The 20,855-nt window shown below is 72.5% G+C and carries 15 protein-coding genes; 5 read left to right on the top strand and 10 right to left on the bottom strand.

The genetic code is table 11. The features are described 5' to 3' along the window. Positions 1-104: 104 nt before the first annotated feature. The 10 genes from AB0958_RS40015 to AB0958_RS40060 all read right to left on the bottom strand — a co-directional run bounded on the left by AB0958_RS40015 (position 105) and on the right by AB0958_RS40060 (position 14,485). Positions 105-1,904: a phosphatidylglycerol lysyltransferase domain-containing protein gene (locus tag AB0958_RS40015; RefSeq protein ID WP_366895398.1), complete on the bottom strand. Its 1,800-nt coding sequence runs from the start codon at positions 1,902-1,904 to the stop codon at positions 105-107. 131 nt (positions 1,905-2,035) lie between these two features. Further along, positions 2,036-2,299: a hypothetical protein gene (locus tag AB0958_RS40020; protein WP_366895399.1), complete on the bottom strand. Its 264-nt coding sequence runs from the start codon at positions 2,297-2,299 to the stop codon at positions 2,036-2,038. 218 nt (positions 2,300-2,517) lie between these two features. After that, positions 2,518-3,321, bottom strand: coding sequence for a phosphate ABC transporter ATP-binding protein PstB (pstB, locus tag AB0958_RS40025; RefSeq protein WP_366895412.1), 804 nt, complete (start codon positions 3,319-3,321; stop codon positions 2,518-2,520). 113 nt (positions 3,322-3,434) lie between these two features. Continuing rightward, positions 3,435-4,349: a sortase gene (locus AB0958_RS40030; protein ID WP_366895400.1), complete on the bottom strand. Its 915-nt coding sequence runs from the start codon at positions 4,347-4,349 to the stop codon at positions 3,435-3,437. Positions 4,350-4,424: 75 nt separating this feature from the next. After that, a complete protein-coding gene (locus AB0958_RS40035; protein ID WP_366895401.1) occupies positions 4,425-6,422 on the bottom strand; it encodes an Ig-like domain repeat protein in 1,998 nt (665 codons plus the stop codon). 171 nt (positions 6,423-6,593) lie between these two features. Then, the gene (locus AB0958_RS40040) at positions 6,594-9,218 is read right to left on the bottom strand and encodes a hypothetical protein (protein WP_366895402.1); all 2,625 of its coding nucleotides are present in this window, start codon (positions 9,216-9,218) and stop codon (positions 6,594-6,596) included. Next, positions 9,215-10,909: a phosphate ABC transporter substrate-binding protein PstS gene (locus AB0958_RS40045; RefSeq protein WP_366895403.1), complete on the bottom strand. Its 1,695-nt coding sequence runs from the start codon at positions 10,907-10,909 to the stop codon at positions 9,215-9,217. Before AB0958_RS40045 ends, AB0958_RS40040 begins: the two co-directional genes overlap by 4 nt. Next, a complete protein-coding gene (gene pstA / locus AB0958_RS40050; RefSeq protein WP_366895404.1) occupies positions 10,909-12,459 on the bottom strand; it encodes a phosphate ABC transporter permease PstA in 1,551 nt (516 codons plus the stop codon). The genes AB0958_RS40045 and pstA overlap by 1 nt, the downstream gene beginning before the upstream one ends. Before the next feature lie 2 nt (positions 12,460-12,461). Further along, positions 12,462-13,436 (bottom strand): phosphate ABC transporter permease subunit PstC, encoded by a 975-nt coding sequence (pstC, locus tag AB0958_RS40055; RefSeq protein WP_366895405.1) that lies wholly within the window; start codon positions 13,434-13,436, stop codon positions 12,462-12,464. 386 nt (positions 13,437-13,822) lie between these two features. Continuing rightward, positions 13,823-14,485: a hypothetical protein gene (locus AB0958_RS40060; RefSeq protein ID WP_366895406.1), complete on the bottom strand. Its 663-nt coding sequence runs from the start codon at positions 14,483-14,485 to the stop codon at positions 13,823-13,825. Between the two features lie 405 nt (positions 14,486-14,890). Between AB0958_RS40060 and AB0958_RS40065 the strand changes: the two genes are divergently transcribed. From AB0958_RS40065 to AB0958_RS40085, 5 genes are all read left to right on the top strand, one after another. Further along, positions 14,891-15,892 carry a cytochrome c oxidase assembly protein gene (locus AB0958_RS40065; RefSeq protein WP_366895413.1) on the top strand — a complete coding sequence of 334 codons (1,002 nt, stop codon included), beginning with the start codon at positions 14,891-14,893 and terminating at the stop codon, positions 15,890-15,892. A gap of 579 nt (positions 15,893-16,471) precedes the next feature. Then, the gene (locus AB0958_RS40070) at positions 16,472-17,152 is read left to right on the top strand and encodes a helix-turn-helix domain-containing protein (protein WP_366895408.1); all 681 of its coding nucleotides are present in this window, start codon (positions 16,472-16,474) and stop codon (positions 17,150-17,152) included. A gap of 243 nt (positions 17,153-17,395) precedes the next feature. After that, on the top strand, positions 17,396-18,400 hold the full coding sequence (locus AB0958_RS40075; protein ID WP_366895409.1) for an asparagine synthetase A: 1,005 nt from the start codon (positions 17,396-17,398) through the stop codon (positions 18,398-18,400). Between the two features lie 16 nt (positions 18,401-18,416). Beyond that, positions 18,417-19,352 carry a LuxR C-terminal-related transcriptional regulator gene (locus tag AB0958_RS40080; protein ID WP_366895410.1) on the top strand — a complete coding sequence of 312 codons (936 nt, stop codon included), beginning with the start codon at positions 18,417-18,419 and terminating at the stop codon, positions 19,350-19,352. 12 nt (positions 19,353-19,364) lie between these two features. Further along, a complete protein-coding gene (locus tag AB0958_RS40085) occupies positions 19,365-20,621 on the top strand; it encodes an ATP-grasp domain-containing protein (RefSeq protein WP_366895411.1) in 1,257 nt (418 codons plus the stop codon). The last annotated feature ends 234 nt before the right edge of the window (positions 20,622-20,855 follow it).

The raw sequence follows: 20,855 nt of genomic DNA on the forward strand, positions 1-20,855 counted from the left end.
CCGGGCCATGGCCGAGGGCGCCCGGCCTTCCGCCGGGCCATGGCCGAGGGCCCGGGGTGATCCGCGATCGGGCCTTCAGCCGCCGGTTCCGTGCCCCGCGGGTCTCAGGACCCCCACGGAACCGTGAGGAAGCCCTCCGCGCGGGCGCTCGCCAGGCCGATGCGGGGGATGTCGCTGCTGCGGGCGAAGAGGAGGTAGCGGGGCTCCCAGACCGGGCGGTACTTGGCGTTCGCCCGGTAGAGGGACTCGATCTGCCACCAGCGGGAGAAGAACGTGAGGATGGCGTGCCACAGGCGCAGGACCGGGCCCGCGCCGAGGCGGGAGCCGCGTTCGAAGACCGAGCGGAACATCGCGAAGTTCAGGGAGACCCGTTCGACCTTCAACTCGGACGCGCGCAGGAGCAGTTCGACGACCATGAACTCCATCAGGCCGTTCTCGGAGTCGCGGTCGCGGCGCATCAGGTCGAGGGAGAGGCCGTGCTCGCCCCAGGGCACGAAGCTGAGGAGGGCGCGGGGGGTGTCGTTCGCGTCCCGGCACTCCAGCATCACGCAGCGGCCGTCCGCCGGGTCGCCGAGGCGGCCGAGGGCCATGGAGAAGCCGCGTTCGGTGGCGCCGTCGCGCCAGTGGTCGGCCCGCTCGATGAGCAGCGCCAGCTCGTCCGCGGGGATGTCCTCGTGGCGGCGGATGCGGACCGTGTAGCCGGCCCGGCGGACCCGGTTGTGGGCCTGCCGGACCACCCGCATCGCGCGGCCTTCGAGCGTGAAGTCGGCGATGTCGACGATCGCCTCGTCACCCAGTTCGAGGGCGTCCAGGCCGTGCCGGGCGTAGACGGTGCCCGCCTCCTCGCTCGCGCCCATGACGGCGGGCGTCCACGCGTGCCGGCGGGCCTCCGTCAGCCACGCGTCGATCGCGCCCGGCCAGGCCTCCGGGTCACCGATCGGATCGCCGGAGGCGAGGCTGACACCGCCGACGACGCGGTAGGTGACCGCGGCCTTGCCGGTCGGGGAGAAGATCGCCGCCTTGTCGCGGCGCAGCGCGAAGTAGCCGAGGGAGTCACGGGCGCCCTGCTTGTCCAGCAGGTCGCGCAGCCGCTCCTCGTCCTCCGCGCTGAGCAGCCGGCGCCCGCGCGGCGAGCGGAAGCCGGCGTACAGGACCAGGCAGAAGGCGACCGCGAGCAGGATGTTGATGATGATGTCGGTCCAGCGGGGGGCGTGGACCGCCGTCACGTGGTCGGCGAGCGGGCCGACGCTGACGCCCCGGAGCAGGGTGTACGCGATCTCGTCGGGCAGGGTGGCGCCGGGGAGCTTGTTCGTCGCGTGCACGAGGAGGGTGCCCAGGCCGCCGGTGACCAGGACGCCGCCCGCGGCCACCGCCGCGGCCGTCTTCGGGTTGGACGGGTCGCCGACCGCGATGAACTCCCGGCGGCCGACCAGCAGCGCGGCCACGAAGAGGCCGGTGACGGCGGCGGAGACCCAGTTGAAGACGTGGGCGCGGTACTCGGGCTGGGTGAGCGCGAGGACGTAGAGCGCGAAGAGGGGGGTGGACAGCACGAGGTTGACCACCCAGGCCGCGCGCTTGCGGCGGCGCATCACCAGGACGAAGAAGATGGCGAGGGCGGCGGAGACCAGGCCCGCGGTCGCCAGGTACGGTGTGAAGAACTGCCCGGAGTGGTGCGCGTGCTGCCGGTGCAGGTGCAGGGTGATGCGGCCGTTGTTGTGCTCGTCGACCTCCTGGCGGAACGGCAGCGACAGCACCGCCGCTATGTTCAGCACGGCGATCACGCGCAGGTACCAGACGGTGAAGTCGGCGGCTCGCCTGCTCAGTGCGCCGCCGGGCTCGGGGGCGGGTGCACGGCGGGCGGTGGACGCGCGCTCGGGGATCAGTGCCGACGACTGTGGGGGCATGGTGACCGATCGCCTTGGGGACGGGGAACGGGATGACGGAGGGTTGACCCTACATTCTGTAGGTTAGCTGTGGGAGACAGGGGAACGATTTGCGTCGGTAGGGAAAACGGTGTGAAACGACGGAGTGACCCTTACCGGTGCTCCCGTTCCGCCCGCCGCCGGGCCGCCAGCATCCACGCCAGGTTGCCGATGGCCGCCCCGGCCGCCACCGCCGCCACGATCACCCCGCCCGTCGCCAGCCCGTCGCTGAACAGGTGCGGGCGCCGGTCGAGGCTGTGCAGACCGAAGCCGGACAGCTCGTACACCCCCACCGCCGCGACCAGCAGGCTCGCCACCAGCACCGCGACCGTGGGGGTGAGCGCGCGCCGCGCCTCCTGCGTGTCCGAGCCGTGCATGAGTACCCCCGATGAACTGACGGGCCGCCGTGACCGATGGGGAACCTACAATACGTAGGGTCCGCGGCGCCTCCGGACGTGCGTATCCGTATCAGCCAGGACATCGAGGACATCGCCCGGCCGTCCGGCCGGTGCCCGCCGGGACCGGCGTGCCCCGCACGGGTGATGCGCCGGGGTGCGGCGGGGTGACGGTACGGCGGACCGGCCGGCACCGCGGCTCAGCCGAAGCGGCCCGCCACGTAGTCCGCCGTGCGCTGGTCCTGCGGGGAGTTGAAGACGGCCTCCGTGTCGCCGTGCTCGACGATGCCACCGGGGGTGCCCTGCTCCGCCAGGAAGAACGCGCACTGCTGGGAGACGCGGGCCGCCTGCTGCATGTTGTGGGTCACGATGACGATCGTCACCTGACCGGCCAGGTCCTGGATGGTCTCCTCGACGCGACGGGTGGAGGTGGGGTCCAGCGCCGAGCAGGGTTCGTCCATGAGGAGGACCCGGGGGCGGACCGCCAGGGCCCGCGCGATGCACAGGCGCTGCTGCTGGCCGCCGGACAGGGCGCCGCCGGGCCGGCGGAGCCGGTCACGGACCTCCTTCCACAGGCCGGCGCGGGTCAGGGACTCCTCGACCAGCACGTCCTTCTCCCGGCGGTTCGCCTTGGTGCCGGTCAGCCGCAGGCCCGCCACCACGTTGTCGTAGATCGACATCGCCGGGAACGGGTTCGGCTTCTGGAAGACCATGCCGATCCTGCGGCGGGCGTCGGTCAGCCGCCAGGACGGGTCGTAGATGTCCTCGCCCTCGAAGAGCACCTCGCCGCCGAACTGGGCCGAGGGGATCAGCTCGTGCATCCGGTTCAGGGTGCGCAGGAACGTCGACTTGCCGCAGCCGGACGGGCCGATCAGCGCGGTGACCTCGCCGGAGGGCATGGTCAGCGACACCTGGCTGAGCACCTGGTGCGAGCCGAACCAGGCGGAGACGGCCCGGGCTTCGAGGGTGGCGGGGGCGGGGCCGTCGACCGCGGGGGCGGGCAGGACGACGGTGTCGGTCGCGTCGGACGGGGCGGCCCTGCCGGTCGCTTCGGTCGCTTCGGTCGCTTCGTTCGTTTCGGTCGCTTGAGTCAGTTCAGTCACTTCACTCACCTCGGTCACAACAGGTTCGGCAGCAGTTCGGTGGTCCGCGTCGCGACCTGGAGGCCGAGCACCGCGACGACCGGGGCGAAGACGATCCAGGTCTGGTGGCGGCCCCAGCGGTGCCACGTCCAGACGGCGGCGACCGCGGCGAGCAGCAGCGCCTGCAGCCACATCACCAGCGGCCACGGCACCCCGGAGGGCCGGGCCAGCGGCTCCTCGGAGCCGGGCAGGGTGCCGGCCCGGATCACGGCCGGCGGGGTCTGGAACGGCGCGGAGACCAGGTCCGCGTCGACGCGCAGGACACCCGAGGGCATGAACTTCGGGCCCGTCGCGGTGACGAGGACGATCCGGCTCTTCCCGGCGGCGAGCGCCGTGGGCGCCGGGTCCCCGGCCCGTCGTACGTCGATGACCTGGAACTTCGCCCTGCCCTGGCCGGTGGTGACGGTGAACGGGTCCCCGGGGGCGAGCCGGGACAGCCCGCCGAACGGGCCGCCGTACGCCGCCGCCCGTCCCATCAGCACGCTGGTGCCGGCCTGGCCGGGCATCGGGGTGTCCCGGCGGTGGCCCGGGCCGTCGGTCGTGACGGACGAGTCGGTGCCCTCCAGGACCACCTGGCTCAGACCCAGCTTCGGTATCTCGACGAGCGCGACCGGCGTGCCCGGCGCCAGCAGCTTGCCGTCCTGGCCGGTCTGCGCCACCGGCGCGGTACCGAGGGCGAGTTGCTCGCGCAGCCGGTCGAAGTCGGCGTGCTGCGCGGAGTGTTCCTGGGCGCCGCTGAAGACCAGCAGCTGGGCGGTGACGCCGAGCAGCAGGGCGGCGAGGCTGAGCAGTCCGCCGCGCGAGAGGTGGCGGACGTAGGTGAGGCCGGCGACGGGCCTGCGGGGCACGGCCGGAGCCAGAGCTTTCGGTGTCGGTACGGCGACCGTCACGGCGGCCCGCCTCCTTCAGAGGTGCGTGCGGGCCGCCGGGAGCCGTACGAGGCTCCCGGCGGGCCCGTCAACCGGTCAGGTGGACTTGATGGTGAAGTTGGCGCCGGACTTCGAGTTCACGGTCGCGGAACCGGCGTAGAAGGCGTGCAGGGTGTGCTTGCCCTTGGCCAGCTTCGGCAGCGTGACGGTGACCTTGCCGCCGCTCAGGGTGCCGGTCGCGATGACCTTGGAGCCCTCGTAGATCCGGACGGTGCCGGTCGGGGTGGTGCCGGTGGCGGTGACCTTGACGGTGACCTTGGCCTTGGCGGTGTGGCTCACCGAGGCCGGGGCGGAGGTGGCGACCGACGCCGTGGCCTTGGTGATCTTCAGGAAGGCGGTCGTCGAGGACGCGTTCAGGCCGGCGCTGCCCGCGTAGGACACCGACAGCGCGTGCGTGGCGACCTTGAGGTGGTTCGACAGGCCGATGGTGACCTTGCCGGACGCGTCGAGGGTGCCGGTGCCGAGGGTCGTGGAGCCCTCCTTCACGGTGACCTTGCCGGTCGGCTTCACGCCGTGCGAGCCGGCGACGGTGACGGCGACCTTCGGGGTCGTGCCGTAGGCGGTGGGGGCGGCGGTCGCGGTCGTCGTGCTGGCGTACTTGACCGCACCCGTCCAGGTGGCGTCCGCGCCGCCGCCGACGATGTTGTAGCCGGTGACCGTGGCGGTGTAGGTGCCGGTGGCGAGACCGGTGAAGGAGTACGACGTGGTGGTGGCCACGACGTCCTTGGCGGCGACGACCGCGCCGTCCGCGTCGGTCAGCGTCACCCGGTAGTCGGTCAGCGGCAGCGGGGTGGCGGCCGGGGCGGTCCAGGACAGCTTCAGGCCGGCGTCGTCCACGGTGGCCTTCAGGGCGGGCGCGGCCGGCACCGTGTTGGCGGAGGAGAGGCCCTCCAGGCCACCCGGCAGGGCGTGCTTGGCCTGAAGGTTGACGGAGCCGTTGTACGGCTCGTTGACGAAGCCGAAGGCCGAGATGACCTTCTCTGCGCTGTCCGACGCCAGCTCGGCGGTGTGGCTGCCGCTGGTGACGAAGACGTCGTACAGGTCCTTGTCGAAGAAGACGCTGATCGGGTCGATCGCACGGCTCGGGACGACGTTGTAGACGTCACGGCCGAAGGTCGAGTTCTCGTAGTAGGCCTGGACCGGGGCCAGCTTGCCGTTGACCGTGGTGACCGGGCTGGTGGCACCGGAGTCGTTGGGCAGCGTGATGGAGGCCAGGTGACCGCCGGCGGCGGCCGCGGCCTTGCTGTAGTCGGGGGAGACGCCGTTGTTCTGGGCGATCCAGGAGCCGACGGAGAACGGGACGAGCGCGCCGTCCTCGGTGAGGGCGGCGTTCGCCTGGTTCTCCTGGACGACCTTGACGTTCGCCCCGAGCGGTGTGGTGGACATGCCGATCGCGGCGAGGAAGAACTTGCGGGTGCCCGAGCCGTCCTGCGGGATCTTCGGGTGCAGGGTCTGGCCGTTCAGCTCGGTGAGCGAGCCGGAGTAGATCTCGAACAGCTGCTGCTTGGTCAGCGAGTCCAGCGCCGAGCCCCTGACCGCGACGCCGATCGCGTCCCGGGCCATCGGGATGTAGGTGAGCGCCGATCCGGAGGTGGACGGGCCACCGGAGGAGCGGGCGAAGTCGACCTGGCCCTTGATGGAGGTACCGCCGTTGGCCGGGAACTTGTCGCCGGTCAGCGACGCGGACAGCGCCTTCTGGCCGTTGCCGGAGCCGTTCGGGCGGGTGAACGCCGTACCGCCCGAGCGGGTGACGATGGTGGACGTGGTGGAGCCCGTGCCGGGCTCGATCGCGTCGTACGAGGCGATACCGGCGCCGTTCGCCGACTTCACGGCGGTCGCTGCGTAGCCGGTGCCGTTGACGGTGTCGCCGGCCAGGGCGTTGAGCACGTCCTGGGTGGTGTCCGAGCCCACGCCGACCAGCTGGCGGAAGGTGCCGGCGGGGGTGGGGTCGGCGAGCGCCGGGGTGGCGAGGGCCAGACCGCCGGCCACCACGGCCGCGGCGACGAACGCCGCCGAGGAGCGCATTCTGCGCATCGAGAGTCTCCTGACAAGTGCTAGCTGGGGTGTCGCCAGAGGGATCTGGCAGGGTGGTACGGGCCGTCCGCCCCGACTGCCTTTCGGGGCGGGCGGCCGTCTGTGGGGAGCACTTGGCTCCGTGGGGCTTTCAACGCCCCGAGGTGTGGCGCCCTTCAGGGGCGCGGGGCGTCATCGAGGTGCGGCTCCGCCGCGTGGGCGCGACCGGCCACGACGAACCCGCAGCCGACGCACTGCCGCACGAGCGGAGCTGATCGACAGCCGGCGGCCGCCCGCGAAGGGCGCCCCGGCCCCCGCGACCGCCCCGAGCACGGCCCCCGCCGGAACGGCGTACCGCAGCGGGTTGGCCGGGTCGGCCGGGGTGTTGCCCGCCGCCGTCGTCTGCAGCGCCTTGCCGCCGTCGAACGACGCCGACGCGCTGGGCGAGGCACTGGTGCCGGCGCCGGCGGGTCCGGTTCCGGTGCCCGAGCCGCCGGCCGCGCCTGCGCCCCCAGCGACCCCGGCGGAGCCGGGCGACCCGCCGCCGGAGGTGCCGGTACCACCGCCGTCGGCCGAGCCGGTGCCGCCCGAGGCCGGTCCGGTGTAGTGGAGCAGCGCGTTCGCCGCCTTGCCGGCCTCGGCGCGCAGCTTTTGGGAGAGCGGGGCGTAGCCGAGGGGCAGCCGGCCCGGGTCGGAGCCGGAGGTCTGGCCGGTGGCCGCGGCGTAGTGCAGCAGGGCGGCGTAGTCCTCGCGGGCGGCCTTGGACACCGCGCCGGGGCGCACCGCCGCGTAGACCAGCTGGGCCAGCGGGTAGGCGCCCTTCGCGGTCGCGTGCGCCGGGGTGATCTCGGCGACGCCGGAGCCGGAGCCGGAGGCGGTCGCGGCGGCCGCGGTCAGGCTCGCCGTCGTCGGGGCGACGAACTCGCCCGCGCTGTTCTGCAACTCGGCGGTCTGCAACCCGTACCGGGCGGCGGAGGCCGCGTCCGTCACCGTGATCACGAACCGCGAGCCGACCGTCTGCGGACCGACGCTCTTGTACGCCGGCGGGCTGGCCAACTGGTCCCAGCTGGACTTCCAGAGCGTGTCCGCGCGCCGGGTGTGCAGGGCACCGGCGTGCATGTCGTCCACGTAGGGGTGGAAGTCGGTCATGCACTGCGTCTTGTCCTCGGGCGCGCCCGAGCCGGGCGGGACCGTGCACCAGGGGTCGTTCTTCGGGTACTCGTCGGTGTTCGACGGGTCGAAGGCGGCGCCGGACGGATTCAGGTCCGCGTTGGTGCTGTAGTACGGGTTGACCCGCATCCCGTCGTCGTCGGGGACCCCGGCGAGGAACTGCCGTGCGGCCTTGTCGGCGGCGACGTACTGCCAGAGCGCGCGGGCGGTGTCGGTGTGGCCCAGCGAGGTCATCAGATCGGTGTCGGTGGCCGGGGTCTCGGCGACCGAGAGATGGGCGAACTCGGGGTTGAGCGCGATGAACTCGGGGTCGGTGGCGAGACCCGCCGGGTTGTTCTTCGCCCAGCCGTATCCCTTGGCCGCCCCGCTGTCGAGCACCGAACCCCAGGTGGAGTTGCGGTACGACTCGGTGAGCAGTTTGGCGAGCAGCCGGGGGTTGAGCCTGATCGACCCGACCTTGGTACCCGCGAGCTTCTGGACGCTCGCCGGCGCCGTGGACCTGGGTCTGCGTTCGATCGTGAACCCGATGACGGCCCCGCTCAACGCGACCGGCGCGTAGGTCGTCGTGCCCGGTGGCGCGGAGGTTCCCGGGTCGGCGCCGAGTTTGCGGGTGGTGAAGGCGAGACCGCTGGAGCCGTCCGAGATCAGCCGGGCCCGGGTGTTGGGCTCGCCGTACTCGGTGTAGCTGTAGACCTTGCCCTGCGTGCACAGGGTGGCCTGCCAGCTGGTCATCGCGTCGGCCACCAGCTCGCTGCCGGTGGTGGGGCGTTCGTCGGCGCCGAGGGCGCAGTTGGTGCCGACGCTGTTGAAGTCCAGCCTGACGGCTACGCGGTTCTTCCAGTTGGTCGAGGAGACCGGGGAGCCCGCGTTGACGTGGCTCTGGTCCGTGTACGGCTTGCCGTCCAGGTCCAGGCTGCCCTGCGGGACGATCACCAGCCAGCAGGGGCGGGGCCTGGTGACGCCGTCGGTGGTGACGGGCACGCCGCAGCCGAGGTGCGGGGCCTCGTTGGCGGTCTGGACCTCGAAGTACTCCTGGCCGCTGCCGTCGGCGCTGGTGCGGGCGAAGTCGACCTCGTTGGTGGTGTTGTGGTTGAAGAGCGGGTTGTTCTGGGTGTTCCTGGTGATGGTGGTGCCGTCCACCGACTTGAAGGGGACCTCGCCGGGGGCGTTCGGGTTGGCGGCGCCGTACCGGTCGTCCTGGCCGTAGTCGGTCGGGTCGGCGCTGTAGAAGACCTGCCGGGTGTCGTCCTGGCCGTTGCCCGGCCAGCCGCCGCGGTCCGTGGTGGGTGAGGCGCCGAACTGGCACTGGGTCCGCGACGGGCCGGGGTTGGCGGGCACCGTGCCGTCGTCGTCGCCCCAGCACTGCATGATCTGCACGAAGCCGGTGTCGAACTGCGAGCCCGCGAAGGTGGTCGGGGCGCCGCCGGTCCAGCTCACCGAGATGGCCTGGCTGGTGAGGTGCGTGGTCTGGCTCACCGTGAACTTCATGTCCTTGAACTCACCGCGTCCGGACACCGTCACGGCGGATCCGGTGCCGCTCGCCGCGGTGGCGGACGGGGCCGCCTGGGCCACGGCGAGACCGGCGAGAGCGCCGACGGTGGCGCCGGCGAGGAGCCGGACGAGGGCGTTCCTGACGCGTCGTCTCATCGTCCGCTCCCGGCGCCCGAGGGGCCGTCGCCCTTGCCGTCGGCCTTGCCGCCCACCAGCCGGGAGACCAGCGAGGGCAGCAGGAGGAGGCCGAGGACCAGGACCGCGGCCAGCAGCATCAGCGTCTGGGTGCCGGTCCAGCCGTGTCCGGTGGCCACCGCGACCGGCTGGGCCAGCGCGACGGTGCCGCCGGCGGCCGTACCGCCGCCGGAGCCGGTGCCGCCGGCTGTGGTGCTGCCGTCCGGGGAGACGGTCTGACCGGTGTCGGGGTCGACCGAGGGCTGAGCGCCGGCTCCGCCGGCCGAGGAGCCGCCGGCACCGGAACCCGAACCGGCTCCGGTGCCGGTCGCGCCGCCGGAGCCGCTGCCGCCGGAGGTGCCGCCGCCGTTGTCGCTGGAGCCGGCCTTGGCGCCGCCGGTGCCCGTGGTGCAGGGCGCGGCGCCCTTCTTGTCACACGCCGCGGGGTAGGGCGCGGTCTGGGCCAGCCTGTTCTGGCCGGTCGTGGTGAAGGTCGGGTTGTTGCAGTTCTTGATGTTGATGTTCTGCGTCTGCACGCCCGGGATCCGGCGGATCTGGTCGAACCCGGCCTGGACGAGGTTGATCGGCAGGGGCGAGTAGCCGAGTTTCGGAGCCTGTTGCTGGCCCTGGCACATGAAGTAATAGGAGAAGGCGCCGAGTGTCTTCCCCTTGTCCTTCGTGAAGGTGCCCTGCACCTTCAGCGGCAGGATCATGTACGAGTAACTGGACAGCGGGTAGTTGCGGCGGTCGGTGTCGTTGTAGACGCCGTCGAGCTGCTGGGTGAGGTAGTCAGCCGAGTTCCTGTTGGTGTTGATCTTCGCCTTGAGCAACGAGACCGCCACGTTCGACGGCGTCGGCTCGGTGTAGTAGCCCGCGTGGTTCAGGACCTTCGCGACGGGGTACCGGGCGTTGATGGCGTACGAGTAGTTGACGTACCCGATCGCACCCTCGCCGTAGTTCTGGGCGACGTAACCGGCGACACCGAGGTCACCGGACTGGGCGATCATGCCGGAGACGGTGGGGTAATACGACGTCTGCCCGCACGCTCCCGAGCGGCCGACCTTGGCGCAGTAGGCGTTCCACAGCGCCCGGTGCTGGTTCGCCATCCACATCGTGAACTGGGCGGTGGAGCCGGAGCCGTCGGAGCGGACCACCGGGACGATCGTGCGGTGCGGGAGCTGGAGCCCCGGGTTGTCCGCCTTGATCACCGGGTCGTCCCAGAACGTGACGGCCCCGGTGAAGATCTTCGTGACCACGTCGCCGGAGAGGCGGAGGTTGGTGACCCGCTGCCCGTTGACGGTGAGGTGGTACATGAACACCGTGCCGCCGGCCACGATCGGCATGTAGGCGTAGGAGCCGGCCGCGGGGCGTTCGGCGGCGCTGCCGTCGGTGGGGTTCGTCTGGAACGGGATGTCGGAGACGGCGAAGTCGACGGTGCCGGAGAGGAACTGGCGACGGCCGTCGGAGGAGCCGGTGCCGGCGTAGCTGATGCGCATGCCGTACTGGTTGACGGCACGCCGCCACTCGTCGACGGCGTTCTCGGCCCAGGTGGAGCCGGCGCCGGCGATGGGGGTGTAGCTGTCGGCCGAGGCGGGGGTGGCGGTGCTGAGGACGGTGATGAGTGCGGCCAGGATGCCCAGCCGTCTCAGGGCGTTGCTGACAAGGCTGGACATCAGTGCGCGTCTCCTGTGGCAGGGTCTGTGTTCCCGCCCGCACCACCCGTGCGGGTTTCGTTGTCAGGTGCGGGTGGCCCCTGTGGGGCGGGACCGCCGTCGGCGGCTGCGGGTGCGTTGTGTTCGGGGGACTGCTCGCTGTCGGCGGCTGCGGGTGCGTCGGGGCCGGGCGCTCCCCCACTCTCGGCTTCGCTCGAGCGGGGGGACCCCCATCGCGGCGGAGCCGCTGATGGATGCAGCCCCGCGCCCCTGGGTGGGTCGGTCTCGTCGTCGATCGCGGAAGGACCGGTCTCGAACAGCTCCAGCCCCGGGGTGTGGAGTTCGGTGAACCTCTGGGCGTCCCGGCGGGACGCTCTCGCCGCCCGCCGTGCCTGGCGCTTGTTCTGGTGGCCGGGGCCGCGGCCGCCGATCACGCGGGCGATCGCGAAGAGGATCAGGACCAGGGCCATCAGGACCGCCGCCGAGCCGAAGCCGCGTGCGATCATGGTCGGTTCGGGGGACTTGACGAAGTTGAAGACGGCCAGCGGCAGGGAGACCATCGGGCCGTTCGTCGGGTCGGCGTTGAGCGCCGCCGTGAAGCCCGCGGTGAGCAGGACCGGGGAGGTCTCGCCGATCCCCCGGGCCGTACCGAGGATGACGGCGGTCGCGAGGCCGGAGCGGGCGGTGGGCAGGACCACGTGCCAGACCGTCCGCCAGCGCGGTGCGCCGAGCGCCTCGGAGGCCTCGGTGAGCGTGCCGGGGACCAGCCGCAGCACCACGTCCGCCGCGCGGATCACGATCGGCAGCATCATCACGCTGATCGCGAAGCCCGCCGCCAGCCCCGACTTCTGCATGCCGAGGCCGAGGATCCAGACCGCGTACACCATCAGACCGGCCACGATCGACGGCAGCGCGGTCATCGCCTCGACGATCGTGCGGACGAACCGGGAGAAGCGGCCCGGGATCTGGTTCAGGTACACCGCGCAGGCCAGGCCCAGCGGCACGGTGATCGCCAGCGCGATGCTGATCATGATGAGCGTGCCGAGCATGGCGTGTGCGACACCGCCGTGGCTCAGCGGGTCGAGGGGGCCCGCCGCCTGCATGTCCTGGGTGAAGAAGTTGCCGTGCGGCAGGGCCTCGCGGCCACGCCACGCGGTGAAGCCGACGACCAGGACGAGCGCGCAGAACATCAGCCCGCCCGCCGTCCACAGGACGACGGTCATCACCCGGTCCCGTACCGCCTGGCCGTCCTCCTCGAGGCCGGTCAGCACCGCGTAGACACCGAGGAAGGACAGGTAGGCGGTGACGAAGAAGCCCAACGCCCCGGAGAAGGGGGCGAGTTCACCGAAGAGCAGGACGGCGACGCACAGCCCGGAGGCGGCGGCGCCGAGCAGGGACAGCACACCGGAGCGGGTCAGCCCGCCGATCCGGCGCGGGACGTCGGGAGGCGCGTCGGACGCGGTGGCCGCGGTGCCGGTGGCGGTGTCCGCGCGAGGGCCCTCGACGGCCTTCCCGGGAGCGCTCCGCGGGGCGTCCTGGGGAACGCCCTTCTCAAGGTCTACGACGGCCATCGTCACGCCTCGCTCTGTGCGCCGGACCGTGACCGGGCCACGATCGAGGAGGCGGTGAAGTTGACCGCCAGGGTGAGCAGGAACAGCGCGAGGCCCGCGGCCATCAGCGCCGACATGCCGAACGTGGAGGCATCGCCGTAGTGCAGGGCGATGAGGGAGGAGACGGAGTTCGAACCGGTCTGCAGGATGTGCGGCTGGATGGTGAAGACCGGCGAGATGATCAGGTAGACCGCGATGGTCTCGCCGAGCGCGCGGCCCAGGCCCAGCATGGTGCCGCCGATGATCCCGCCCATCCCGTACGGCAGCACGACCGCGCGGATCATGCCCCAGCGGGTGGCGCCGAGCGCGTAGGCGCCCTCCCGTTCACCGGCCGGCGCCTGCGCGAAGACCTCGCGCATCACCGAGCACTGGATGGGGGCGACCATCAGCGCGACGACGATCCCGGCGACGAACGTGGATGCCGTGTAGACGCTCTCGGAGGCCAGCGGTTCGCCGGGCCGGGCGCCGTCGACGTGCAGGAACGGGATCCACCCGAGCCAGTCCGACAACCACCTGGACAACCCGATCACATGGCTCTGGAGGAAGAACAGCCCCCACAGGCCGTAGACCACGGACGGTACCGCGGCCATCAGGTCGACCAGGGAGACGAGCGTGCGGCGCAGCGGGCGGGGTGCGACGTCCGAGATGAACAGGGCCGTCCCGATGGCCAGCGGAACGCTGATCGTGACGGCGACGGCGGCGATCAGCAGGGTGCCGGTGAGCACGGCCGCGATGCCGAACCGGTGCACGTCCGGTTGCCACTGGGCGGTGCTGAGGAAGGCCCAGACCCCCCGGGTCCGCAGCGCCTGCCCGGCGCGGAGCAGCAGGAACAGCCCCACCGCGGCCATGATGGCGAGGACGACGACGCCGGCGGCCGTCAACTGGACCCGGAACATCCGGTCCCCGAGCCCTCGGGCGGCGGACAGCCGCCTGGGCACGGGTCTTTCGGATTCCGCCCCGGCGGAACCCTCGAGCGCGGACACCACTGTGCCCCCCTATACGGAAACGGTTCTCCCCAAGCGGCTCCGAATCCGGGTGCCGCGCCGCAGAGTCAATGGCCGGTTCCTTGCGCTCCAGCCCGTCAAAAGTGGAGCCGGTGTGAACAGTCCATGCCATTTCGGTGGGGGAGATGTGGGTGCCTGCGCACGGGAGGGCCGGCCGGGGCGCGGCCCGCGGAACGCCGTCGGGCCGCCGCGCGCGGGATTCAGCCGCGGGCCGCGCGGTTCAGCCGTCGGCCGCGCGGTTCAGCCGCGGGCCGCGCGGTTCAGCCGTTGGCCGCGTGGTTCAGCCCTGGGCCGCGTGGTTCAGCCCTGGGCCGCGTGGTTCAGCCCTGGGCCGCGCGGTTCAGGGTGTCCCTGGCGGCCTGCTCGCCCCGCCCCAGCAGCGCCTTCTCCAGGCTGTGGTCGTCCTGCCGGGAGAAGCGCTCGCCCTCGGCGACGTCCTCCTCGCTCAGCACCCGCCCGCACCACTCGCCCCGGTCGGCGGTGCGGTCGTCGAAGGGCACCGCCGCGCCCTCGCCGAGGACGGCCCAGCCGCCCTCGTGCCAGCGCAGGGCGAGCAGATAGGTGTGGCCGACCTGGAGACGGGGCGCGTCGGTGGGCGTGTCGGCCACCCGGGCACCGCTGGACCGGTAGACCTCCCAGCCGGGGGCGATCATGTCGAAGGCGGCGCCGAGGGCGTTCCGGGGCGCGCCGCGCGACCACAGCCTGCCGTCGGTCCGGAAGCTCACCAGCCGGTCCGTCGCGGACGCAACGGCCCCCTTGGCGTAGGTCCGCCGGTTCGTCTCCCGCTCCGCGGTCGGGCTGGCGACGACGACGTGATCGGCGTACGACACCCAGTCCTTCGCGGTCTGTGACGGATACAGGTCCCCCGAGGTCCCGCACCCCACCACCGTCTCCAGCCCCGGCGCGCCGACCACCACCCCTGCGGCGATCCCGACGGCGGCGAGCAGGGCGGCGACGGGCCGCGCCGACAGTCGCCGAGGCATGACGAAACGTTCCCCCATGGTGAGAAAGACCCCCGTGTCCCTGTGTTCCCCGTGTCCCCGGATGTGCGTCCCCGGGGTGCCGGTGCGGCCCCGGGGCGGCGGAGAAGGTCAGATCTCCAGGCCGTGTTGATCACCATAGGTACGACCGAACGAAAGGGAACAAGAATCACCTCGGCCCGGCACAGAACTGTGACGAGGCGCGGAACTGTGACGCGGTGCAGAGCTGTTGTGCGCCGCACGACTGTGAGGCGGACGCCGGTCCGGCAACCCGTTCCGGTGATCGTGCCGGCCGAGCACGCACCCAGGTGCCGGCTCCGGGCGGCCCAGGTATAGCGTCGCGCAGTGGGCGTGGCCTGACCTGACCCGTTTCGTCCCGGAGCGAAGGAGCGTGGAACCGTGAGCCGGATGGCCGAGCTGACCGCCGGCCGGCTGCTGACGTCGTGGCAGCTGGACGTGCCCGCGCTCCTGCTGGTCGTGGCCCTGGGCGGGCTGTACGGCTGGGGCGTGCTGCGGGTGCGCGGCCGGGGCGGGGTCTGGTCCCCCGCCCGGACCGCCGCCTTCGCGTTCCTCGGTCTGGGCGCGCTGGTCGTGGCGACGATGTCGAGCCTCGCCGTCTACGACCACGTGCTGTTCTGGCCCGCGGCCGTGCAGAACATCCTGCTCGACCTGGTGGCCCCGCTCGGCCTCGCCCTGGGCGACCCGCTCCGGCTCGCGGTGGAGGCGCTGCCGGCGGGAGCGGCGGCCCGGGTCCGCCGGGCGATGACCGGCCGCGTGCTCCGCCTGCTGACCTTCCCCCTGGTCAGCACGGCGCTGGTGCTCGCCACCGAGCTGACGGTCTACTTCACGCCGTACTTCGCGACCGCGCTGCGCGTGGGCTGGCTGCACGAGCTGATGTACCTGCACCTGCTGGCCGCGGGCTGTCTCTTCGTCGTACCGGTGCTGACCCGTGAGGAGACGCTGCCGGCGTGGTGCAGCCACCCGGTGCGGGCGGGCCTGGTCTTCCTGGACGGCGTGATCGACGCGATCCCCGGGGTCGTCGTGATGACCCACGGCACGCTGATCGCGGGCGCGTGGTACCTCCACCACCATCCGTCCTGGGCCCCCGACGTCCTGCACGACCAGCAGATCGGCGGCGGCGCCATGCTGAGCATCGCCGAGCTGGTCGCGCTGCCGTTCCTGCTGACGATCCTGTTCCAGTGGGCGCGGGCGGAACGGGTCCAGACGGCGGCCCTGGACCGCCGCCTGGACGAGCAGCAACTGGCAGCGGCCGTCCCCGCCCCGACCGCGTCGGAGCCCGCCGCCACCTCCGCCCCCGCCGCCCCCGCCGCCGATCGGATCCGCCCCTGGTGGGAGACGGAGGAGAACGAGGTCGCCTCCCGAATCCGCCGCCAGCACGGCGACCGGTGAGGGCCCCGGCCCCCCGGACCCTCGAAACGGCCCTGCGCTCCTCGGCTGCTCCGGACGACCCGCCGACACCGACCCGAACAACGGCGACGAGGAGACCGAGTCGGAGGCGGCTGAAGGGGCGCTGCTCGGCACCCGCACCCAACGCATGACCAACCGGCACAGAGAATCGGCCAATTGGCAGGTTTTACGTTGGTGAGCGGGCGCCGTTCGGTGCCCGTCGTCGGTGCCGTACCGCTGGGTCACCCCTCCCCGCAGGTCAGACAGGGTGCGGCGGCCCGGGCCGGTCGGGCGGGTGGTCCGGGCGGGCCGTTCGGAGATCCTCTTTGCCTGTTCGGTCAGCCGGAGCGGCTTCGCGGGTGGGGAGTGGTGTCCCACCTGTGCATACGCGGCGGGGACGTCGGTTGCCTGAAGGTTGTCGCGAAGCGTAGGCGTCCGACGGTCGTGACGTGGAGGCCCGGCAGGACGCTTCCTATGGTGGGAAGCGACGTCGCCGGACGCGCCGAGCGCGGCGACACCGGAGGCCGCGTACCGGATCCGGGGGAGTACGGTCCACGAGATGTCCGATGTCGGAGTGAGCTCATGGAGAATCCTCAGTTCGCCGAAATGCTGATGCGCACCAGACTGCGTTCCGGCATCACCCAGCAGCAGCTGGCCGACCTCTCCACCATCAGTTCCCGCGCGATAAGAAACCTGGAGAAGGGTCATGTGCGCCATCCGCGCAAAGAGACCGTCCAGCTGCTGGCCGACGCTCTGCGCATCGACGGGTCCACTCGGCACCGGTTGCTGAAACTCGCCGTGGAAGAGGAGCGCGAAGGCCCGCACGGAAGTCCGGACGGCGTCCGTCCGCCGGACTTCGGACGGCCCGCCGACCCGGTGGAGTTCTTTCACGACGCTCACGGATTCCCTGAACAGGGATCACGGTTGTCCGGTTCCTCGCTCGGTCAGGGATCGATCCCGCTCGCCTCCCCTGCCTCCGCCAGGGGACCGCGCCCCGACACCGATCCGGGAGCCCTCGACGGGACGGCCCGGGCGGCCGCTTCCGGAACCGGCACGGACGGGGACGACCGGGACGCGGAACCTGCCGGTGCACCGGATGCGCGGCGCCCCGCGCACACCTGCGCGTACGAGTACAGGGCCGTGCCGCTCCCCGAGGGGCCCGGCCCCGGTGCCACCGGCGTTCTCAACGACGTGGCCCGCGACGGCTGGCGGTTGGCCGCCGTCGACGGCGGCACCGCCTACCTGGAACGTCGCACCCGCTGAGGTCACGGACGCGCCCCGGCGATGCGCCGGCGCCCGGCCGTGACGCTCCCGCGCGCCCTGCGGGGACCCCGCTCCTGAGCGGCATGTCCGCAGGGCGCGCGCACGTGCCCGCGAGCCGGTCGTCCGGCCGGCGGAGTTCCGGTTATATTCCGCCGGAAAATTCCGGACCGGCCACTTCCCTCCTCTAGCGTGGATCAGGCGAAGTTCTTCCCCGACCCTTTAGAGAACGAGGGAGCACGAAGAATGTCAGCACCCGCAGTCGTGGTCGGCACGCACCTCCCACCCGGGCCGCGAGCACACCTCAGCTCCGACAGCACCCGCCGGATTCTCCGCCTGCAGAACTTATTTCTGCGACATGCCCGGGAATTCCTGTACGAAGCCGGATTCGTGGAACTCCTCCCTCCCGTCATCGGCCCGGTCACCGACCCCGGAATTCGTGGCGCGAAACAGGTCGACGTCGACTTCTACGGCCACCGCTACAAACTCATGACGAGCGCCTTCGTCTACAAGCAGGCGGCCCTGCTCGCCTACGACAAGATCTTCTACGTCGCTCCGAACGTACGGATGGAGCCGCTGGAGACCTGCTCCACCCAGCGCCATCTCGCGGAGTTCCATCAGCTGGACATCGAGATGGCGCACACCAGCCGCGAACAGGTGATGGACCTGGCCGAGGAGCTGATCGCCACCGCCACCCGAGCGGTCGTCGCCGAGTGCGAACCGGCGCTGCGCGACCTGGGGCGCGACGTGGACGCGCTGCGGGCGATGCTCGCGGCCCCGTTCGAACGGCTCGCCCACACGGACGCCGTCACCCGCCTCGTCGACGGCGGCCATGCCCAGAGCGCGGCGGCCGAGATCGACTGGGAAGGCGAGCGCATCCTCTCCGAGGGCAGCGCCCGCCCCGTGTTCCTGACCGACTATCCCAAGGGCTCGCGCGTCTTCCTGGAGCGCGAGGACAGTCAACGGCCGGGCGTGCTGCGGACGTTCGACCTCCTCATGCCGGAGGGATACGGCGAGGTCATCAGCGGCGGCGAACGCGAGTCGGACTACCGGCGTCTGATCACCAGGATGCGCGAGACGGGGGAAAACCCCGCCAAGTACGGCTGGTACCTGGACGAGGTGAGGAACGGCATACCGCCGAGCGCGGGCTTCGGGCTCGGTGTCCAGCGCTTCACCCGCTACCTGGTGGGTGCCGACTACGTGTGGCAGACCACCGCCTTTCCTAAGCTTCCCGGCGTCGTCTCGCCCTGACCGCGGAGGTGCCGCGATGACCCGTATCACGAGCCACCCGCAGCGCGAGACCGGTGCGAGCGCGCGGGGCGCGGTGCTCCCCGCCGCCGCGCTCCTCGACCGCCCTCCCCGCCTCCCCCCGCGCCCGGCCGGACCCGTCGTGAAAGGGGCCGGCCCCGTGGGACCGGCCGGAGCGGCCGGAGCGGCCACCAAGGGAGGACCCGCCACCACCGGGCCCGCCACCGTCGGACCTGCCACGGCGCCCGCACCGGCGCAGGTGTTCGCGCCGGCCGCCCCGCCCTCCGCCGAACCGCCCCGCGTCCTCCTGGTCGACGGGGACCCGGTCTCCCGCCAGGTCTTCGGCGGCACCCTGCACGCGGACGACCAGGTCAGCCTGGTCGCCACCGGTGACAGCCGCCGCCCGCCCGCGGAGTGGCCGCTGCACCGGGCGGACCTGACGATCCTGGTCTCCGGACCGCTGGAGAACCACGTCCTCAAGGCCCAGGACGTCAACCGCCGCGGCGGCAGGACCCTCCTGGTGGGTGTCGACTGGTCCAAGCACCGGCTGGACGCCGCCCTGGCCTCGGGAACCTCGGGCTGCCTGAGCAAGGACTGGGCGCTGTCCCACCTGCCGCAGGCCGCGGCCGCCGCCGCGACCGGGCACATCGTGCTCTCGCCCGACCTCGTCGGACTCTGCGTGGCCATGCAGCCCGCGGACGCCGGCCGCGATCTCGCGGTCCGGCTGCGCTGCCTGACCCGACGGGAACGGGAGGTGCTGACCCTGCTCGCGGAGGGGATGTCGACCGGCGAGGTGTCCGACTGCCTCGTCGTCTCCCCGGCCACCATCAAGAGCCACGTCTCCCATGCCCTGACCAAGCTGTGCGTGCGCAACCGACTCGAAGCGGTCCTGCTCATGCAGGCGGCTCTGGGCTGCGGCGTCCAGCACGGCGAACTCCGCCCCGGAGAGATCTGAGAGGGACCGATCATGCCCGCATACGTCCTGGTGGGATACAGCGCGGACCTGCTGCGCGTCCTCGACGGCTTCCTGGCGCCGGACAGCGTCCTCGTCGTGGACGAACCGGAAGTCCTCGCCGTGCGGGGCGCCCGTGACCGCACCGGCGAGATCGCCTGCTTCGCCGACGTCCTGCCCGCCCCGGTCCAGACCGACGCGGACCGGCTGCCCGCCCTCGTCCCCCCGCCGCCCGGTGTACGCGCCGTGCTGCCCGGCAACGACTACGGCGTCGTGGCCGCAGCGGTCCTCGCCGACGCCTGGGGTCTGCCCGGCCCCGGCACCGAGGCCGCCCGGACCTTCCGCGACAAGCGCCGTCAGCGGCGGCTCGCCGACGAGGCGGGCATCCCCCAGCCCGCCTGGAGAGAGGTGTCCGACGCGGCCGAGGCGACGGAATTCGCCGCCGGATGCCCCGACGGGTTCGTCCTCAAGCCCGCCACCCTCCAGTCCAGCGAAGGCGTCCTGGTCCTCGAACCCGGCGCGGACGTGGCGGCGGCCTGGCGGCACACCACCGCGCGCAACGCCATCGGCGGGACCATGCGCCTGAACGGGGGGCCCGGCCCCTGCCTGGCCGAACGACGGCTCCTGGGCGAGGAGTTCAGCGTCGAGCTGCTGCTGCGCGACGGTACCGCGCTGTTCTGCAACGTGACCGCCAAGCGTCTGCTCGGCGGGGTCCACCCGGTGGAGATGGGACACGTCGTCCCGGCTCCGCCCGAAGGCGGCGTACACGAATCACTGCGCGCCAGCATGCTGGCCCTGGCCCGCGCGTCCGGATTCCGCACCGGCGTCATGCACGGCGAGTGGATCACCGAGGACGGGGTGCCGCACCTGGTGGAGTGCGCCGCGCGGCTGCCCGGCGACCAGATCCACCGGCTCATCGAACTCGCCTACGGCTGGGACCTGCTGCGCAACTGGTTCCGTGTCGCGGCCGGGGAGGAGCCCGCTGCGGTGCCCCGGCGGCCGCAAGGCGCCGCCATCCGGTTCCTGGGCGTCCCGCCCGGGCGCGTCACGTCCGTCAGCGGGATCGACGAGGCCCGGTCCACGGCGGGCGTGCGCGACGTCGCCGTCGCCGTGGACGTGGGCTCGCACGTCGAACCGATCCGCAGTTCCTGGGAGCGCTCCGGCTTCGTGATCGCCACCGGGCCGGACGGCCGGGGCGCCGAACGCACGGCCCATACGGCGTCCGAGCGCATCGTCATCTCGACCGAGCAGGACGCGCTGGCCGACGCCTGACCCGGACCACCCGCCCCCACCCCCTCCGCACGCGCCCCGCCGGGCCCCATCCGGCGGGGCGCGTGCGGGTGCCGGGGCAGGACGTACGACTCCGGCGGGGCGCGTGCGGGTGCCGGGGCGGGACGGACGGCGGGACCGCCGCGCGCCGGCGCGCGGCGGTCCCGCCGTCCGCGTCAGGCCCGGGCCCCGCCCCGGCCCCGCGCGCCCGGCCGGGCCCCGGCCCCCCCCGGCGCG

This window comes from Streptomyces sp. NPDC006655 (assembly GCF_040703965.1).
Lineage (GTDB): Bacteria > Actinomycetota > Actinomycetes > Streptomycetales > Streptomycetaceae > Streptomyces.

What these genes read in the sequence shown, in the direction of transcription:
- AB0958_RS40015 (WP_366895398.1), bottom strand. Translation starts at nt 1,904, where the DNA reads ATGCCCCCACAGTCGTCGGCACTGATCCCCGAGCGCGCGTCCACCGCC.
- AB0958_RS40020 (WP_366895399.1), bottom strand. Translation starts at nt 2,299, where the DNA reads ATGCACGGCTCGGACACGCAGGAGGCGCGGCGCGCGCTCACCCCCACG.
- AB0958_RS40035 (WP_366895401.1), bottom strand. Translation starts at nt 6,422, where the DNA reads ATGCGCAGAATGCGCTCCTCGGCGGCGTTCGTCGCCGCGGCCGTGGTG.
- AB0958_RS40040 (WP_366895402.1), bottom strand. Translation starts at nt 9,218, where the DNA reads ATGAGACGACGCGTCAGGAACGCCCTCGTCCGGCTCCTCGCCGGCGCC.
- AB0958_RS40045 (WP_366895403.1), bottom strand. Translation starts at nt 10,909, where the DNA reads ATGTCCAGCCTTGTCAGCAACGCCCTGAGACGGCTGGGCATCCTGGCC.
- pstA (WP_366895404.1), bottom strand. Translation starts at nt 12,459, where the DNA reads ATGGCCGTCGTAGACCTTGAGAAGGGCGTTCCCCAGGACGCCCCGCGG.
- AB0958_RS40060 (WP_366895406.1), bottom strand. Translation starts at nt 14,485, where the DNA reads ATGCCTCGGCGACTGTCGGCGCGGCCCGTCGCCGCCCTGCTCGCCGCC.
- AB0958_RS40065 (WP_366895413.1), top strand. Translation starts at nt 14,891, where the DNA reads ATGGCCGAGCTGACCGCCGGCCGGCTGCTGACGTCGTGGCAGCTGGAC.
- AB0958_RS40070 (WP_366895408.1), top strand. Translation starts at nt 16,472, where the DNA reads ATGGAGAATCCTCAGTTCGCCGAAATGCTGATGCGCACCAGACTGCGT.
- AB0958_RS40075 (WP_366895409.1), top strand. Translation starts at nt 17,396, where the DNA reads ATGTCAGCACCCGCAGTCGTGGTCGGCACGCACCTCCCACCCGGGCCG.
- AB0958_RS40080 (WP_366895410.1), top strand. Translation starts at nt 18,417, where the DNA reads ATGACCCGTATCACGAGCCACCCGCAGCGCGAGACCGGTGCGAGCGCG.
- AB0958_RS40085 (WP_366895411.1), top strand. Translation starts at nt 19,365, where the DNA reads ATGCCCGCATACGTCCTGGTGGGATACAGCGCGGACCTGCTGCGCGTC.